The 15,729-nt window shown below is 41.1% G+C and carries 18 protein-coding genes; 17 read left to right on the top strand and 1 reads right to left on the bottom strand.

Annotated features, from left to right (window positions below; translation table 11 throughout):
* Positions 1 to 87: 87 nt before the first annotated feature.
* The 11 genes from glyA (at position 88) to MHH23_RS03445 (ending at position 9,518) form a co-directional block, all read left to right on the top strand.
* Positions 88 to 1,335 (top strand): serine hydroxymethyltransferase, encoded by a 1,248-nt coding sequence (gene glyA, locus MHH23_RS03395; protein WP_024718755.1) that lies wholly within the window; start codon positions 88 to 90, stop codon positions 1,333 to 1,335.
* Positions 1,336 to 1,482: 147 nt separating this feature from the next.
* A complete protein-coding gene (gene upp / locus MHH23_RS03400) occupies positions 1,483 to 2,112 on the top strand; it encodes a uracil phosphoribosyltransferase (RefSeq protein WP_003214553.1) in 630 nt (209 codons plus the stop codon).
* A 498-nt stretch (positions 2,113 to 2,610) separates the two neighbouring features.
* Positions 2,611 to 2,994 (top strand): ATP synthase subunit I, encoded by a 384-nt coding sequence (locus tag MHH23_RS03405; protein ID WP_007497639.1) that lies wholly within the window; start codon positions 2,611 to 2,613, stop codon positions 2,992 to 2,994.
* Between the two features lie 7 nt (positions 2,995 to 3,001).
* Entirely contained in the window at positions 3,002 to 3,736 is a 735-nt protein-coding gene (atpB, locus tag MHH23_RS03410) for a F0F1 ATP synthase subunit A (protein ID WP_007497637.1), read from the top strand.
* Between the two features lie 48 nt (positions 3,737 to 3,784).
* The gene (gene atpE / locus MHH23_RS03415) at positions 3,785 to 3,997 is read left to right on the top strand and encodes a F0F1 ATP synthase subunit C (protein ID WP_003214968.1); all 213 of its coding nucleotides are present in this window, start codon (positions 3,785 to 3,787) and stop codon (positions 3,995 to 3,997) included.
* Between the two features lie 120 nt (positions 3,998 to 4,117).
* Entirely contained in the window at positions 4,118 to 4,630 is a 513-nt protein-coding gene (gene atpF / locus MHH23_RS03420) for a F0F1 ATP synthase subunit B (RefSeq protein WP_007497634.1), read from the top strand.
* On the top strand, positions 4,627 to 5,172 hold the full coding sequence (locus tag MHH23_RS03425) for a F0F1 ATP synthase subunit delta (protein ID WP_007497632.1): 546 nt from the start codon (positions 4,627 to 4,629) through the stop codon (positions 5,170 to 5,172). Before atpF ends, MHH23_RS03425 begins: the two co-directional genes overlap by 4 nt.
* Positions 5,173 to 5,188: 16 nt before the next feature.
* A complete protein-coding gene (atpA, locus tag MHH23_RS03430; protein WP_008343398.1) occupies positions 5,189 to 6,697 on the top strand; it encodes a F0F1 ATP synthase subunit alpha in 1,509 nt (502 codons plus the stop codon).
* A gap of 88 nt (positions 6,698 to 6,785) precedes the next feature.
* Entirely contained in the window at positions 6,786 to 7,652 is an 867-nt protein-coding gene (locus MHH23_RS03435) for a F0F1 ATP synthase subunit gamma (RefSeq protein WP_007497628.1), read from the top strand.
* 24 nt (positions 7,653 to 7,676) lie between these two features.
* Positions 7,677 to 9,098, top strand: coding sequence for a F0F1 ATP synthase subunit beta (gene atpD, locus MHH23_RS03440; protein ID WP_008343395.1), 1,422 nt, complete (start codon positions 7,677 to 7,679; stop codon positions 9,096 to 9,098).
* Positions 9,099 to 9,122: 24 nt separating this feature from the next.
* A complete protein-coding gene (locus MHH23_RS03445) occupies positions 9,123 to 9,518 on the top strand; it encodes a F0F1 ATP synthase subunit epsilon (RefSeq protein WP_008343393.1) in 396 nt (131 codons plus the stop codon).
* 42 nt (positions 9,519 to 9,560) lie between these two features.
* Here MHH23_RS03445 and MHH23_RS03450 read toward each other — a convergent pair whose 3' ends face one another.
* A complete protein-coding gene (locus tag MHH23_RS03450) occupies positions 9,561 to 10,037 on the bottom strand; it encodes a hypothetical protein (RefSeq protein WP_045033929.1) in 477 nt (158 codons plus the stop codon).
* 170 nt (positions 10,038 to 10,207) lie between these two features.
* Here MHH23_RS03450 and MHH23_RS03455 point away from each other — a divergent pair, with 170 nt between their 5' ends.
* From MHH23_RS03455 to MHH23_RS03480, 6 genes are all read left to right on the top strand, one after another.
* Positions 10,208 to 10,438, top strand: coding sequence for a DUF1146 family protein (locus tag MHH23_RS03455; RefSeq protein ID WP_025208130.1), 231 nt, complete (start codon positions 10,208 to 10,210; stop codon positions 10,436 to 10,438).
* 128 nt (positions 10,439 to 10,566) lie between these two features.
* A complete protein-coding gene (locus MHH23_RS03460; RefSeq protein WP_008343385.1) occupies positions 10,567 to 11,301 on the top strand; it encodes a YwmB family TATA-box binding protein in 735 nt (244 codons plus the stop codon).
* Between the two features lie 32 nt (positions 11,302 to 11,333).
* Positions 11,334 to 12,641, top strand: coding sequence for a UDP-N-acetylglucosamine 1-carboxyvinyltransferase (gene murA / locus MHH23_RS03465; RefSeq protein ID WP_007497616.1), 1,308 nt, complete (start codon positions 11,334 to 11,336; stop codon positions 12,639 to 12,641).
* Between the two features lie 257 nt (positions 12,642 to 12,898).
* Entirely contained in the window at positions 12,899 to 13,921 is a 1,023-nt protein-coding gene (spoIID, locus tag MHH23_RS03470) for a stage II sporulation protein D (protein WP_008343381.1), read from the top strand.
* A 324-nt stretch (positions 13,922 to 14,245) separates the two neighbouring features.
* Complete coding sequence (locus tag MHH23_RS03475) at positions 14,246 to 14,944, top strand: VWA domain-containing protein (RefSeq protein ID WP_008343379.1); 699 nt, start codon at positions 14,246 to 14,248, stop codon at positions 14,942 to 14,944.
* A gap of 81 nt (positions 14,945 to 15,025) precedes the next feature.
* Positions 15,026 to 15,700: a VWA domain-containing protein gene (locus MHH23_RS03480; protein ID WP_268430458.1), complete on the top strand. Its 675-nt coding sequence runs from the start codon at positions 15,026 to 15,028 to the stop codon at positions 15,698 to 15,700.
* Positions 15,701 to 15,729 lie beyond the last annotated feature (29 nt).

Genomic DNA, 15,729 nt, shown 5'->3' on the forward strand with positions numbered 1-15,729 from the left:
AAAAAAACTTTTACATTTTACTCAAAAACCGTGTACAATGAGATGGTGAAAACATCGAATGGAAATAGATTGGAGAGGATTTCGCTGATGAAACATTTACCTGAGCAAGACGCACAAGTATTCAAAGCAATTCAACTAGAGCGGAAACGCCAGCAGGACAAAATCGAATTAATTGCATCAGAAAACTTCGTAAGCGAAGCAGTCATGGAAGCGCAGGGCTCTGTCTTAACAAACAAATATGCAGAAGGTTACCCTGGTAAACGCTACTATGGCGGCTGTGAACATGTAGACGTTGTAGAAGATATCGCACGTGACCGCGCAAAAGAAATTTTTGGCGCTGAGTATGTGAACGTACAGCCTCACTCAGGAGCTCAAGCGAATATGGCCGTATACTTTACAATCCTTGAGCATGGCGATACAGTGCTAGGCATGAACTTATCACATGGCGGGCATTTAACACATGGAAGCCCTGTAAACTTTAGCGGCGTACAGTACAACTTTGTAGAATACGGTGTAGATAAAGAAACACAACATATCGACTACCAAGATGTACTTGAAAAGGCACGTGAGCATAAGCCGAAACTAATCGTAGCGGGGGCAAGTGCTTACCCACGTCAAATTGATTTCAAAAAGTTCCGTGAAATTGCCGATGAAGTCGGTGCTTACTTTATGGTGGACATGGCTCACATCGCGGGTCTTGTTGCAGCAGGTCTTCATCCAAATCCTGTTCCTTACGCTGATTTTGTGACAACGACAACTCACAAAACATTGCGCGGACCTCGCGGCGGAATGATTCTATGCCGTGAAGAGTTTGGTAAAAAGATCGACAAATCGATCTTCCCTGGTATTCAAGGTGGACCACTCATGCATGTAATCTCTGCAAAAGCTGTTTCTTTCGGTGAAGTATTGAACGGAGATTTCAAAACATATGCACAAAACGTGATTGATAACGCAAAACAACTAGCTGAAACCCTTTTATCTGAGGATATTCAGCTTGTATCTGGTGGAACAGATAACCATCTTGTTCTCATCGACTTGCGCTCTCTTGGCATTACAGGAAAAATTGCAGAAAACGTTCTTGATGAAATTGGTATCACGGTGAACAAAAATGCAATTCCATATGATCCAGAGAAACCATTTGTTACAAGTGGTGTACGTGTAGGTACAGCAGCAGTGACAAGCCGTGGCTTCGATCAAGAAGCGATGAAAGAAGTCGGTTCCATTATTGCGCTTGCTCTGAAACATCATGAAGATGAAGCGAAATTAGAAGAGGCGAAAAAGCGTGTATCTGATCTGACAGCTCGTTTCCCTCTATATCAAGAATTAGATTATTAAGATGCAGACCCATTTGCCTATTTTTGGCATGTGGGTTTTTTTTGTAGGATTTGCGAATCATATTGAAAGATGATGTCTTTTTATGTAGAATTGTAGGAAGTGTGCAAAGTTCACCGGAAGATGACAGAAAAGGAGTTGTAGCAAGCAATGGCAAAGGTTTATGTATTTGATCACCCGCTTATTCAGCACAAACTTACATATATTCGTGACGTTCATACAGGAACAAAAGAATTTAGAGAGCTAGTGGATGAAGTCGCAACATTAATGGCATTTGAAATCACAAGAGACTTACCGCTTGAAGAGGTAGATGTAGAAACACCTGTACAAGTCGCTAAATCAAACGTGATCTCAGGTAAAAAACTCGGAGTTGTGCCGATTTTAAGAGCAGGTCTTGGAATGGTAGACGGGATTTTGAAACTCATTCCAGCTGCCAAAGTGGGACATGTCGGTTTATACCGTGATCCGAAGACATTAAAGCCTGTTGAATATTATGTGAAGCTTCCATCTGATGTGGAAGAGCGTGAATTTATCGTAGTAGACCCAATGCTTGCAACGGGCGGATCAGCTGTAGAAGCATTAAACAGCTTGAAAAAACGCGGTGCGAAAAACATCCGCTTCATGTGTCTGATTGCTGCGCCAGAAGGTGTAGAAGAAATGCAAAAACATCATCCAGATGTTGATATCTACATTGCGGCATTAGATGAGAAGTTAAACGAAAAAGGTTACATCATCCCAGGTCTTGGTGATGCTGGTGACCGTATGTATGGAACAAAATAAGAAAGATTCATGAAAAGCCCACATGCAAACGTGCATGTGGGCTTTTTTGAAAAATATGACAAACGGTTGATATCGTTCTTAGAAAAATCAATGTATACTGAAGATTATCAGTTTTTTTGAATGAATGTCACATCTCTCCTAAAGTTTGATGAAATTGTGAACATTTTGTGTGCTCTCTCATTATAGAAAAGTTTTTTAACTTTCAACGGATTGACACATCATAGACGCTATTGTATGCTAAACGAGGGTATTATGGTAAGGTTTTCATAGCCTATAGCACTCTACTAATCCTCATTGTGAACCCTTTAATAATCAGGGTTTGTATCAGCGAATGAAGCAGAATCCCATAGATCTAAAGATTTCAAGTCTGATTGCACAATTAGACCGATGGGTGATTGATTTTTTTCAAATAGGACGGCTTATCATAAGCGTCTTCTACGCAGTTTTCATCACCATTTATCACCTTTTTTACAATATTTTTCATCGGGAGTCAGATGAATGAACGATCCAAACGTCATTTTCCGCAGACAGAGTAAATATATGTTCTATTTATTGGCAATTTTTGTGTTTGGCTATGCCATGCCTGGTTTTAAACCACTGTTTCTTGGTTTCATTATCGGCACAATTTTTGCTTTCTTTAATTTATTCCTGCTTATTCGGAGAATGCATGCTTTTGATCGAGCAGTTAAAAAAGGAAAATCTATTCGTTCAATGGGAAGTACAGCCAGGTGGGCCAACGCAATTCTCGCAGTAGCGATTGCTTGGCGTTACCCTAACGAAGTTCATCTGGCAGGTGTTGTTATAGGATTAATGACAATATATCCTGTCATTATGATAGATTCCTTCATTCAACTTAAACGTTCTACTATGGAAGAGAGGTGAATACTCTTTGGGTCACAGTTCAAAAACTACAGAATTTTTAGGGTTAACGTTCAACTTATCCAATGTTCTCATGATTACGATTGCTAGTATCATCGTTCTTCTCATAGCGGTGCTGACTACTCGTGTTCTGGCTATTCGTCCGACAAAGGCGCAGAACTTCATGGAATGGATTGTTGATTTTGTTCGAAATATCATAGGTAGTTCGATGGACATGAAAACAGGAGCCCCATTTCTAGCGCTTGGCGTTACATTACTCATGTACATATTTGTTTCAAACATGCTTGGACTGCCATTCTCGATTACGGTCGATCACAACTTATGGTGGAAATCACCAACTGCTGATCCTGCAATCACAATGACACTAGCGGTTATGGTCATGGGATTGACACACTACTATGGTGTTAAAGCAAAAGGAGTCAAGGAATATACAAAAGACTACTTTAGACCAATCCCACTTTTAGTACCGCTGAAAATTATTGAAGAATTTGCAAACACATTAACACTTGGTTTGCGTCTTTATGGAAATATTTTCGCTGGAGAGATTCTTCTTGGTTTACTTGCAGGACTTGCGACTAATTTCTATTCGCAAAACCTTGCACTAGGTATCATTGGTACATTAGGTGCCATCGTGCCGATGATTGTATGGCAGGCATTCAGTTTGTTTGTCGGAACCATCCAGGCATTTATCTTCACCATGCTGACAATGGTGTATATCTCCCATAAAGTCAGCGACGAACACTAAAAAATTGAGAGTCCAAAAAGGACGTTATTTTAAAGGAGGAGCTTTTTAATGAATTTAATAGCAGCAGCAATTGCAATCGGTTTAGGAGCACTAGGAGCAGGTATTGGTAACGGTCTAATCGTATCTAAAACAGTTGAAGGAATCGCTCGTCAGCCAGAAGCTGGTAGAGAACTAAGAACACTTATGTTCATCGGGGTAGCTTTAGTTGAGGCACTTCCAATTATCGCTGTCGTTATCGCATTCTTGGCATTCTTTGGTTAATATGTGAGAAGCGTTCTAATATGAATTTTAATGGCGAAGATCAGATTAGTTCGAAACTTCGCCATTCCTTTATGTTTTGTTTCTTAACATATTATTTAAAGAAGGGAGTTGCCGTACTAAATGTCTCAGTTACCAGTAGTTTTAGGAGCAGGTCTAAACACCGGAGATATCATATTCCAGCTGATCGCTATGCTCATCCTGCTTGCACTTTTAAAGAAATTTGCGCTTAAGCCTTTATTAGGGATTATGAAACAGCGTGAAGATTATATAGGAAATGAAATTTCAAGTGCTGAAGAAAAGCACGTTCAAGCTGAAAAGCTTCTTGAAGAACAACGTGTCTTATTGAAAGAAGCACGCGAAGAATCACATACACTCATCGAAAATGCGAAAAAGATTGGTGAGAAACAAAAAGAAGACATCATTCAAGCAGCGCGTCAAGAATCAGAGCGCTTGAAAGAGTCTGCTAGAACTGAAATCGTGAAAGAAAAAGAACAAGCTGTGGCTGCACTGCGCGAGCAAGTTGCATCACTTTCTGTATTAATTGCTTCTAAAGTGATTGAAAAAGAACTTGATGAGCAAGCACAAGAGAAATTGATCCAAGAGTATCTTAAAGAGGCAGGCGAAAGCCGATGAGCGTGACTATTGTCTCTAAGCGTTACGCTTCTGCTCTTTTTGACATCGTTCTTGCTTCTTCGGCAGTAGACGAAACTGAAAAAGAGCTGAATGAGATCAAAAAAGTTCTCAAGGCTGACCAAGAATTAAATGACTTTCTTGTTCATCCGAAGATTACGGCAGACAAAAAGAAACATCTGATTGCAGAAGCTTTCAAAGGTGTTTCGACATATGTTTTGCACACAATGTATTTACTGATTGACCGTGGACGCACGAATATTTTTCCTGAAATGGCGTCTGAGTTTGTGAAACTTGCAAACCGTACGAAACAAATAGACGATGCGATCGTGTATTCAGTGAAACCGCTCAGCGGAGCTGAAATTCAATCTTTATCTGAAGTATTTGCCAAAAAAGCCGGAGTCACATCACTGCGTGTAGAAAACGTGATTGACAAGGATCTAATAGGCGGAGTGAAAATCCGTATCGGAAACCGCATTTATGACGGCAGTGTCAGCGGAAAGCTTTCCCGCATTGAACGTCAGCTTGCAGGCGAAAATCGTTAGAAGGGGTGAAACCTTAGTGAGTATCAAAGCTGAAGAGATTAGCGCGCTGATAAAGCAGCAAATCCAAAACTATCAATCTGAAATTGAAGTAAAAGATGTCGGTACAGTCATTCAAGTAGGGGACGGTATCGCGCGTGTACATGGCCTTGACAACATTATGGCAGGAGAGCTTGTTGAGTTCTCTAACGGTGTAATGGGTATGGCTCAAAACCTTGAGGAGTCTAACGTAGGTATCGTAATCTTAGGACCTTACAAAGATATCCGTGAAGGTGACGACGTAAAACGTACAGGTCGTATCATGGAGGTTCCAGTAGGAGAAGAGTTAATCGGACGTATTGTGAACCCACTTGGTCAGCCTGTTGATGGACTAGGTCCAATTTTAACAAGCAAAACACGTCCAATCGAAAGTGAAGCACCAGGCGTTATGGATCGTAAATCGGTACATGAGCCGCTTCAAACGGGAATTAAAGCAATTGATGCCTTGATTCCAATCGGACGCGGACAGCGTGAATTGATCATTGGGGACCGTCAAACAGGTAAAACATCTGTTGCAATCGATACGATCCTGAACCAAAAAGATCAAGACATGATCTGTATCTATGTAGCGATCGGACAAAAAGAATCAACTGTTCGTGGTGTTGTTGAAACACTTCGTAAGCATGGTGCGCTTGACTACACAATCGTTGTCACAGCTTCTGCATCACAGCCAGCTCCACTTCTTTACCTTGCTCCTTATGCAGGTGTAACGATGGGTGAGGAATTCATGTATAACGGCAAGCATGTGCTTGTTGTGTATGATGACCTTTCTAAACAAGCGGCAGCTTACCGTGAGCTTTCATTATTGCTTCGTCGTCCTCCAGGCCGTGAAGCATTCCCTGGTGATGTTTTCTATCTTCACTCTCGTTTATTAGAGCGTGCAGCGAAGCTTAGTGATGAAAAGGGTGGCGGTTCTATCACAGCATTGCCTTTCGTAGAAACGCAAGCTGGTGATATCTCTGCATATATCCCAACAAACGTTATCTCAATCACAGATGGACAGATCTTCTTACAATCGGATCTCTTCTTCTCAGGCGTACGTCCAGCGGTAAACGCAGGATTGTCTGTATCTCGTGTAGGTGGTTCTGCACAAATCAAAGCGATGAAAAAGGTAGCAGGTACACTTCGTCTGGATCTTGCTTCTTATCGTGAGCTTGAAGCATTCGCTCAGTTTGGATCTGATCTAGACCAAGCGACTCAAGCCAAATTAAACCGTGGTGCTAGAACAGTTGAAGTCTTAAAACAAGACTTGAACAAGCCGCTGAAAGTTGAAAAACAAGTAGCGATTCTTTATGCACTGACAAGAGGATACTTAGATGATGTAGCGATTGCTGATGTCAAACGCTTTGAAGCTGAGTTATTCATGTACATTGAAGAAAACCATAAAGACTTGTTTGACACAATCTCTCAAACAGGAAACATGCCTGCTGATGAAGAGTGGAAAGCAGCGATCGAAGGCTTTAAACGTACGTTTGCACCAAGCAACTAATTAGTAATCTTTCCGAGAGAAAAAGATTCTCTTTTTCTCTCTTTTCACGTAAATGAACACGGATTCCTGAAAAAAGGTGGTGAAATCTTTGGCCTCATTACGCGATATTAAGTCAAGGATCACGTCAACAAAAAAATCGAGTCAGATCACAAAAGCGATGCAAATGGTATCAGCTGCGAAACTGAATCGTGCTGAAAATAATGCGAAGTCCTTTGTTCCTTACATGGAGAAAATCCAAGAAGTCGTTGCGGCAATCGCAACTGGAACAAGTGCTAAGCACCCAATGCTTCTTTCAAGACCTGTTAAGAAAACAGGGTATCTCGTCATTACATCTGATCGAGGACTTGCAGGACCTTTTAACAGCTCGATTTTACGTGCCGCTTACCAAGCCATTCAATCTCGTCATCAATCTGCTGATGAATATGCGGTGATTGTGATTGGTAAAATCGGACGCGACTTCTTCAAAAAGCGTGGTATTCCAGTTATTTCTGAAGTCACAGGGCTTGGAGACGAAGTAGCGTTTGCTGATATTAAAGAATTAGCAAGCAGTACAGTGCAAATGTTCTCTGATGAAGCGTTTGATGAGCTTTACATGTTCTATAACCATTTCGTCAGTGCCATTTCACAAGAAGTAACAGAGAAAAAATTATTGCCGCTAACGGACCTTTCGGCCGCAGCGACACCAAATAAACGTTCCGCATCTTATGAGTTTGAGCCTTCTGAAGAAGAAATTCTTGAAGTTCTCCTTCCTCAATATGCAGAGAGTTTGATTTTCGGTGCGCTTCTTGACAGCAAAGCAAGTGAACATGCTGCAAGGATGACAGCAATGAAGAGTGCAACAGACAACGCAAAAGAATTGATCGACAGCCTGACACTCTCTTACAACCGTGCTCGTCAAGCAGCGATTACACAAGAGATTACAGAAATTGTCGGCGGAGCAGCTGCCTTAGAATAGAAATAATTGTCAGGAGGGAATGCAATGAAAACAGGACGCATCAGTCAGATCATGGGACCAGTCGTAGACGTTCGTTTTGAAGACGGTCACTTGCCTGAGATTTATAATGCGATCAAAGTTTCGCATAAAGCGGAAAGCGAAAGTGAAGTTGATATCGACTTAACTTTAGAAGTAGCACTACATTTAGGTGATGATACAGTGAGAACCATCGCAATGGCATCAACAGACGGTGTGAAGCGCGGTATGGAAGCTGTAGACCTTGGAAAACCAATTTCAGTACCAGTTGGTAACGTAACACTTGGACGTGTATTCAACGTACTGGGAGATAACATTGACTTAGATGAGCCACTTGGTGTGGAAGCGCAAAGAGACCCAATCCACAGACAAGCGCCTTCTTTCGATCAACTTTCTACAGAAGTTGAAATTCTTGAAACAGGTATCAAAGTTGTTGACCTTCTTGCTCCTTACATCAAAGGTGGAAAGATCGGTCTATTCGGTGGAGCCGGTGTTGGTAAAACCGTTCTGATTCAAGAATTGATCAACAACATCGCACAAGAACACGGCGGTATTTCTGTATTTGCTGGTGTTGGAGAGCGTACACGTGAAGGAAATGACCTTTACTACGAAATGAAAGATTCTGGCGTTATCGAAAAAACAGCGATGGTCTTCGGTCAAATGAACGAGCCACCAGGTGCACGTATGCGTGTAGCTCTAACTGGTTTGACAATGGCAGAGCATTTCCGTGATGAACAAGGTCAAGACGTATTGTTCTTCATCGATAACATCTATCGTTTTACACAAGCAGGTTCTGAAGTATCAGCCCTTCTTGGACGTATGCCTTCAGCGGTAGGTTATCAGCCAACTCTTGCAACAGAAATGGGTCAGCTTCAAGAGCGTATCACGTCTACAAACGTAGGATCGGTTACATCGATTCAAGCGATCTATGTACCTGCGGATGACTATACAGATCCAGCTCCAGCTACAACGTTCGCTCACCTTGATGCAACGACAAACCTTGAGCGTAAGTTGACAGAGATGGGGATTTACCCAGCGGTAGATCCACTTGCTTCAACATCTCGTGCCCTTGCACCTGAGATTGTTGGCGAAGAGCATTATGCGATCGCGCGTGAAGTTCAGCAAACATTGCAACGTTATAAAGAATTGCAAGATATCATTGCCATTTTAGGTATGGATGAATTATCTGAGGACGATAAGCTTGTGGTACACAGAGCTCGTCGTGTTCAATTCTTCCTATCTCAAAACTTCCACGTAGCAGAACAGTTCACTGGCCAAAAAGGTTCTTATGTGCCATTGCAAGAAACTGTTAAAGGCTTCAAGGAAATCTTATCTGGTAAATACGATCACCTTCCAGAAGATGCATTCCGCTTAGTCGGCCGCATTGAAGAAGTGGTTGAAAAAGCCAAAGAGATGGGTGTAGAGGCCTAATCTGGTCCTTAGGAGGGTAAAAGCATGAAGACCGTTCAAGTCAATATCGTTACTCCCGACGGCCCAGTGTATGAAGCGGATGTGGAAATGGTCAGTGTAAGAGCAGAAAGCGGTGAGCTTGGGATTTTAGCTGGCCACGTTCCAATGGTTGCTCCGCTAAAAATCGGTGCAGTTCGCTTAAAACATAGTGGATCAACTGAATTGGTTGCAGTAAGCGGTGGATTTGTTGAAGTTCGCCCCGAAAAAGTAACCATTCTTGCTCAGGCTGCTGAAACATCAGACAAAGTTGATGTAGATCGTGCAAAATCAGCGAAACAGCGTGCTGAAGAGCATTTGAACCACCCGAATGAAAGTGATGTACGCAGGGCGGAACTCGCATTAAAACGGGCATTAAACCGTTTAAATGTAGCAGGGAAATAAAACAGAAAATCCTTCTTATCACAGTGATAAGAAGGATTTTTTTTAGGATGACATGAGAGATTGATACATCGACACATAAGGATGAGATGCTTGCTTTTCTAGATATAACTGCTCGCAAAATTGCGTACTGCAATGCCATGTTTTATTATTTCTGCGTAAGCCAAGCGTATATTGGTGCGAAGAGTCCATATAAGGCCGCACGACCCAGTCAGCATCTGAATGATGACGGATGACAACTTCTCCTAAATACACACTCATCATCGCTTCTAATGCATCTATTGGCATTTTCCACTCAGCAAAAAGCTGCTGACGGAAGGCATCGAAGTATAATGACTCTAACTGATAAAGGCTTTCCTCTGAGTAATCCAAAGAAATGTTATGAAAATGACACAATTGTGCTAATTCTTCTAGCTGTGTCTGTCTATAATCAAAGTAGAAAGCAATGGCTTCCCATTCATGTTCAAATGAGGGAACCAGTTCTCCGTACAAATCAACAAAGTCAGGAAAAGAATCTTTCAAATATGATCAGCTCCTTCCACCGCAGTATATCATCTCTTTCGCATCAGAATAAGAGGGGATTCACTCTAAATGTAGCTCTTTTTTCCAAATGATTCATCTTTCCGATTTTGGAGGATATAATGAAAGGGAGTTTTCCTTTACAGAAATCAATAAAAGGAGGATTCAAGTGTATGGAAGACGTAGGACAACAAGCAATTGTCAGTATTGTGATCCACCTATTTTTTATTGCCATTACGTGGTGGGCATTGCTTGCGGTGAATATCGATCCACTGATTAAAAAAGGAAAAATTATTCAAGCTAGATTGCTCATGATGCTGATCACGATTGCTATTGCATCGGCAGTCAGCAATTTCTTCCTTGATTATTTAAATTTCTCCAGACAAATCCCTTATATGTTTTAACATAAAAGGTTTGGTCACTGCCTTCTGCGGGAACGTAAAAAGAAGTGTCAAAAATATGGCCTTTGATGACTTTTCCACGTATGCATTGATCTCCTTGCGGCAACACTTGTAGCAAGGGGGAATGACAAGTGAGAAAGTATTTAAAAGGTTGGCCATTATTTGCATTTATTCTTTTTTTTGTTCTGATGATTCAAGGTGTTCGGGCGGAAGAAACATCCACGCTCGCCCAAATAGCAGAAGGTATGAAAAACCAGCAAATCGAAGTAAGTGGATGGACGCTTCATGCCAAAACAAATATAGACATTTCATCCGAACAATTTTCAAAAAAAGTGAAACGTTTGAAAGACGAACTACGACAGTATGAGTGGACCGAAAAAAAAGAGAAACATGTCACCAAAGTCACAGGAATTTACAAAGATGAAAAAAATGATACATTATCGAAAATTTTACTCGTGAAGACCGACACAAAATCAAACCAAAAGTCGTATTTATTATATGAGCAAAAAGGTGCTCGCCCACTGAATACCTGGGAGCATACATATGATCAGTTCGTACGTCATGCAAAAAGCATATTACAAGAAAAATTTGTGATTTTTACTTGTCTCGATGGTCATGTAAATGGTATGATGGATGTTGTTTTGCAAAAAAAAGCTGAAATGATAGCAAATGAATTTCAAGCAAAACCTGTTGAGTATCTCGTTGAGTCTAATTTTGTGTCGCTTTCCGCTTACACAGAGAAGTGGGAACAGTTCATTATGACTTCAAATGATAAAATGAATGTTCAAATTGCCATCAGAAGTTCGGAAATGAACGAAAATCATACGATTACGGTTGGCACACCAATCGTAACGACTGAATATTAATATAGAGAATTTGGGACGCGGAGGGGAAGACCTTGGAAAAAATCATCGTCCGCGGCGGTCAAAAGTTAAACGGCACAGTTAAAGTAGAAGGCGCAAAAAATGCCGTTTTACCAGTTATCGCTGCATCTTTGTTAGCAAGTACAGAAAAAAGCGTAATTTGTGATGTACCTACGCTCTCCGATGTATATACAATCAATGAAGTGTTACGTCATTTAGGAGCAGAAGTACATTTTGAAAATAACGAAGTATCAGTAGATGCATCTCATGCACTAGAAACTGAGGCTCCGTTTGAGTACGTCCGTAAAATGAGAGCATCTGTGCTCGTCATGGGACCACTTTTAGCTAGAACAGGTCATGCAAGAGTTGCATTACCTGGTGGTTGTGCGATTGGTTCAAGACCAATTGATCAGCATTTAAAAGGCTTTGAAGCAATGGGAGCTAAAATTCAAGTAGGTAATGGTTTCATCGAGGCTGAAGTAAATGGCCGTTTAAAAGGTGCAAAAATCTATTTGGATTTCCCAAGTGTAGGGGCAACTGAAAACATCATCATGGCAGCAGCATTGGCTGAAGGAACGACGATTTTAGAAAACGTAGCAAAAGAACCTGAAATTGTTGATTTGGCAAACTACATCAATGCCATGGGCGGTAAGGTTCGCGGGGCTGGAACTGGTACAATCAAAATCGAAGGTGTAGAAACACTTCACGGTGCAAAACACAACATCATCCCTGACCGAATTGAAGCTGGTACGTTTATGGTGGCAGCAGCCATTACTGAAGGGAATGTTCTTGTAAAAGGCGCTGTGCCTGAGCACATGACTTCACTTGTGGCGAAAATGGAAGAGATGGGTATTCAGATCATTGAAGAAGAAGAAGGTTTAAGAGTCATTGGACCATCTGAGCTCAAGCCAATCGATCTAAAAACAATGCCACATCCTGGTTTCCCGACGGATATGCAATCTCAGATGATGGCGCTATTGCTTCGTGCGAACGGAACAAGCATGATTACAGAAACTGTGTTTGAAAATCGTTTTATGCATGCTGAAGAATTCCGCCGCATGAATGGCGATATTAAAATTGAGGGTCGCTCTGTGATAATCAATGGACCTGTTCAACTTCAAGGTGCTGAAGTGGCAGCGACTGATTTAAGAGCAGGAGCAGCACTTGTACTTGCTGGATTAGTGGCAGAAGGTCATACACGTGTCACTGAATTGAAGCATATTGACCGTGGATATGTGAACTTCCACCAAAAACTAGCAGCAATCGGTGCAGACATTGAAAGAGTAAATGATGAATCAGCAGATGTGACACAAGAACAAGTTGTATCAGATCTAAACGCATAATCATAAAAGAAATCAGTGTGTCCATTTGGGCATGCTGATTTTTTTTTAGAATCATAGACTGGTTGCATTTTCAAAAGCTTATCATTAGTGTATCCAATCATTTTAAATTTTATTCATAAAGACGAACAGTAAATCAAATGATGAAGAGCACAAACATATCAGCAAAAGACTTGTCCAATGAATGAAAGAAGCTGTCATATTAGCTTGTCCTTGCCCATAGGATAAAAGAGATTCAATGACAAATGGGGGCAGCCAATATGAAACCAATGATATGGACAATCGCAGGAATTTGCATCATCATTTTAATGATTCCAACCTTACTCGTGTTGCCGACGTTCCAAGGAAAACCAGCAGCCAGCCAACACGTAGCAGCAGAACCATCAGTTAAAAAAGAAGTGAAAGGTTCAGTCAAATTGAAACAATCACCCGTCTCCATTCCCGTCTACCGTTCAGCGCATCAGCAGGTAGAAAACATCCCCTTAGAAGAGTATGTGATCGGTGTCGTCGCTTCTGAAATGCCAGCCGATTTTGAAATAGAGGCGCTCAAGGCACAGGCACTCGCCGCTAGAACGTATATCGTCAGACAAATGATCATTGATAAAACCGTCAAATCTCCACAGGGTTCTCTTGTAGATGACACCCAAATGTTCCAAGTGTACAAAAATAAACAGGAACTGAAGAAAATTTGGGGAAAAGCGTACAATTGGAAATTAAAAAAGGTCACAGAAGCGGTCGCCAGTACACAAGGGAAAGTACTGACGTATGACGAAAAACCAATTGATGCTTCCTTCTTTTCAACAAGTAATGGGAAAACCGAAAATGCAGAAGCTTATTGGAAAAATGAAATCCCTTATTTGAAAAGCGTCTCAAGCAAATGGGACGAAAAATCACCCAAATTCCAAAACAAGAAAACCATCACAGTGAGCGAATTTCAGCAAAAACTGGGTGTGACCCTTGGCCAGCAGCAGGTGGGAGAAATTGTAGAACGAACACCAGGCAATCAAGTAGCCAAAGCCGTCATTAACGGAAAAACATTGTCGGGCAGAGACATTCGCGAATCACTAGGATTGCACTCTGCAGACTTTACATGGGAACGAAAGGGTCAGCAAATCGTGATTACGACAAAAGGGTATGGCCATGGTGTGGGCATGAGTCAGTATGGTGCACATTATATGGCACAGTCAGGCAAAAAAGTAGAGGCGATCGTGAAACATTATTATCAAGGGATAAAAATTGAATCAGCTGATCGCTTTCTGAACACATATATGGCTAAGAAATAAAAGCAAAGGTGCCTCAAAATGGGGGCATCTTTTTTTATGTGTGAAGAGGTTTGAACAGAATGTGACAAATTGCGACTTAAGGCGCACCTCAGGAAATCTTAAACATTTACATCCCGACAAGAACCGATGGCCGATACAAAGCCCCTCGAAAGAATGAGAAAACGAGGGTGACAAAAGAGTCGTTAGGTGAATATATCTAGACATCTGACAGAATTTTAGTGATTTTGATGAAAGAGAAAAAGGGATCGAGTCCTATACCATTCCAAGACAGAATATTTTACGATTAAGATGTTTCAATCAAATACATAAGGAGGAAGGAAAAGCATGTTGAAAAAAGTATTTACACTCGTAACCTTAGCTGTATTGACATTATCAATGTCAATCTCTTCACCAGTATTTGCAGAAGCAGCATCAGCCAAAAAACATAAGAAAGATGTAAGAGTGACGATCTTACTTGATGCAAGTGGAAGTATGGCAAGAAAAGTGGATGGAGAGCGCAAATTCGATTTAGCAAAACAAGAGGTATTTAAATTTGCTCAGTCTCTTCCGAAAGATGCTAAAATCCGTATGAGCTTGTTTGGGTCTGAAGGAAACAACAAAAACTCAGGTAAAGCTCAATCATGTGAAGTCATTAGAGGTGTTTATGGCGTTCAGCCTTATGAAAAGGATAGTTTCGAAAACTCTCTAAACGGTCTTGGACCAAATGGCTGGACACCGATTGCACGTGCTCTTGAAAGTGCAAAGCAAGCGGATAAGCAGCTTCATAAGGGAACAAAACACATTGTGTACTTAATTACTGATGGTGAAGAAACTTGTGGTGGAGATCCAGTGAAAGTAGCGAAAGAGCTTCATAACTCAAAGGGATCTACTGTAGTCAATGTGATTGGATTAGACTTTAACGATGGCTATGAAGGTCAATTGAAGCAAGTAGCTAAAGCTGGTAAAGGTCATTACTACCAAGCAAGCACTGGGAAAGAAATGGGTTCTATCCTTACAGCAGAATCATTAAAACTACACGAATAACTTGCTGAAGAAAAGGGAAACGATTGATTGATGCTTTCGTTTCTCTTTTTCTGTACAAATGAAAAAAAGGGAGATTTTTTAATGAAAAGAAATATTATATTAACCATTTTAGCGAGTCTTGTTCTGCTTCTTTCTTCACCAGCTCATGCTGTAACGAAAAAGGAGCCTGCTCATGTGGTGATTTTACTTGATTTAAGCGGAAGCATGGCACAATCGGTTGAAGGCGAAAAGAAAATCGATATCGCAAAACGCTCGATCCAAAGTTTCGCAAGTATTTTATCAGAAGATACACAAGTCTTGCTTCGTGTTTTTGGTCATGAAGGAACGAATAAAAATGCAGGAAAAGCCGTTTCTTGTGCAAGTTCCGAAGCAGTTTATGGATTTGGAACATATGAGCAAGCAACCTTTCAACAAGCGCTAAATGTGTATGGTCCAACAGGATGGACACCACTTGCCAAAGCATTAACTGATACGAAACAAGATTTTGAAGATCACCAAGCTAAAGGAAAAAATATTGTCTATGTTGTCAGCGATGGTGAGGAAACATGTGGCGGAAGCCCATCACAAGTAGCGAAGCAATTACATGAAGAAGGTATTGACACAATCGTCAATATCATTGGCTTCGATGTAAATGAAAAAGAAGCAAAAAGTCTAAAATCTGTTGCCAAAGCTGGTGGTGGACAATATCAACCAGCAGCAAATGCAGAAGAATTGAATCATATTCTTCAAAAAGAAGCGAACTCTTTTGGTCAATAGGATGTGAATAGACAGCTGGGGAGAAACCC

It is taken from the genome of Bacillus sp. FSL K6-3458, assembly GCF_038005045.1.
In the GTDB taxonomy this organism is placed as follows: Bacteria; Bacillota; Bacilli; order Bacillales; family Bacillaceae; genus Bacillus; species Bacillus altitudinis.

What these genes read in the sequence shown, in the direction of transcription:
- glyA (WP_024718755.1), top strand. Translation starts at nt 88, where the DNA reads ATGAAACATTTACCTGAGCAAGACGCACAAGTATTCAAAGCAATTCAA.
- upp (WP_003214553.1), top strand. Translation starts at nt 1,483, where the DNA reads ATGGCAAAGGTTTATGTATTTGATCACCCGCTTATTCAGCACAAACTT.
- MHH23_RS03405 (WP_007497639.1), top strand. Translation starts at nt 2,611, where the DNA reads ATGAACGATCCAAACGTCATTTTCCGCAGACAGAGTAAATATATGTTC.
- atpE (WP_003214968.1), top strand. Translation starts at nt 3,785, where the DNA reads ATGAATTTAATAGCAGCAGCAATTGCAATCGGTTTAGGAGCACTAGGA.
- atpF (WP_007497634.1), top strand. Translation starts at nt 4,118, where the DNA reads ATGTCTCAGTTACCAGTAGTTTTAGGAGCAGGTCTAAACACCGGAGAT.
- MHH23_RS03425 (WP_007497632.1), top strand. Translation starts at nt 4,627, where the DNA reads ATGAGCGTGACTATTGTCTCTAAGCGTTACGCTTCTGCTCTTTTTGAC.
- atpD (WP_008343395.1), top strand. Translation starts at nt 7,677, where the DNA reads ATGAAAACAGGACGCATCAGTCAGATCATGGGACCAGTCGTAGACGTT.
- MHH23_RS03445 (WP_008343393.1), top strand. Translation starts at nt 9,123, where the DNA reads ATGAAGACCGTTCAAGTCAATATCGTTACTCCCGACGGCCCAGTGTAT.
- MHH23_RS03455 (WP_025208130.1), top strand. Translation starts at nt 10,208, where the DNA reads ATGGAAGACGTAGGACAACAAGCAATTGTCAGTATTGTGATCCACCTA.
- spoIID (WP_008343381.1), top strand. Translation starts at nt 12,899, where the DNA reads ATGAAACCAATGATATGGACAATCGCAGGAATTTGCATCATCATTTTA.
- MHH23_RS03475 (WP_008343379.1), top strand. Translation starts at nt 14,246, where the DNA reads ATGTTGAAAAAAGTATTTACACTCGTAACCTTAGCTGTATTGACATTA.
- MHH23_RS03480 (WP_268430458.1), top strand. Translation starts at nt 15,026, where the DNA reads ATGAAAAGAAATATTATATTAACCATTTTAGCGAGTCTTGTTCTGCTT.